At 40.4% G+C, this 1,039-nt stretch carries 1 protein-coding gene; it reads left to right on the top strand.

Annotation, left to right across the window (positions count from 1 at the left end):
• Nucleotides 1-54 precede the first annotated feature (54 nt).
• Nucleotides 55-987: an IS5-like element ISAha3 family transposase gene (locus GBI16_RS18165; protein WP_004812228.1), complete on the top strand. Its 933-nt coding sequence runs from the start codon at nucleotides 55-57 to the stop codon at nucleotides 985-987.
• Nucleotides 988-1,039: the final 52 nt, after the last annotated feature.

Genomic DNA, 1,039 nt, shown 5'->3' with positions numbered 1-1,039 from the left:
GGCTTTGTTGCACAAAGCTATTCTTGAAGGCTTCTTCAGTAATATAATTTCCAGATGAAGAAGCCTACACCTAAAATCTATCGTACAACCAATTGGTCCTCGTATAACCAAGCTTTAATCAAGCGAGGAAATATTTCAATCTGGTTTGATCCTAAGACGCAATGGTATGCACAACCACAAGGCAAGCAAGGACGAAATCAAACTTATTCCGATACAGCGATTCAATGCTGTTTAATGATCAAATCTCTATTCCGTCTTTCTTTACGTATGGTTACTGGCTTTGTTCAAAGCCTGATTAAACTCTGTGGCTTGAATTGGACAGCACCAGATTACTCCACCCTTTGTAGACGACAAAAGCATATTGATATTGCGATAAGCTATCAGAAAAGTCATGATGGGTTACACCTACTTGTCGACTCTACGGGTTTAAAGTTTTTAGGTGAAGGCGAATGGAAGCGTAAAAAACATCAGCCTGAATACCGTCGGCAATGGCGTAAACTGCATATTGGTATAGATGCTGAAACACTGCAAATACGTGCCGTTCAGCTTACTACAAATAATGTCAGTGATTCACAAGTACTAGGTGATTTACTGGATCAAATTCCACTAGATGAGCGAATAGATTCTGTCTATACCGATGGCGCGTACGACACGAAGTGCTGCAGAAAAGTGATTTCAGATCGTCAAGCACATGCAGTAATTCCACCCAGAAAGAATGCCAAGCCCTGGAAAGATTCTAAAATAAGTTCAATAGAACGAAATGAGTTACTTCAAACGGTTAAACATTTAGGCAGAACCCTATGGAAAAAATGGTCGGGTTATCACCGTCGTAGTTTGGTGGAAACCAAGATGCATTGCATCAAATTATTAGGTGATAGGCTGACGGCAAGACATTTTCAAAGTCAGGTCAATGAAATTCATGCGCGTGTGGCAGTTCTGAATAGATTTACGGAATTAGGTAGACCTCGCACCCAAGTTGTGTCTTAAATTTGAATGGATTGGGGAGAACTCAGCTTTTGAATGTTTATGCAACAAAGCC

Source organism: Acinetobacter sp. TUM15064 (genome assembly GCF_008980265.1).
Classification (GTDB): Bacteria; Pseudomonadota; Gammaproteobacteria; order Pseudomonadales; family Moraxellaceae; genus Acinetobacter.
This window is presented reverse-complemented; position numbering and strand designations above follow the sequence as displayed.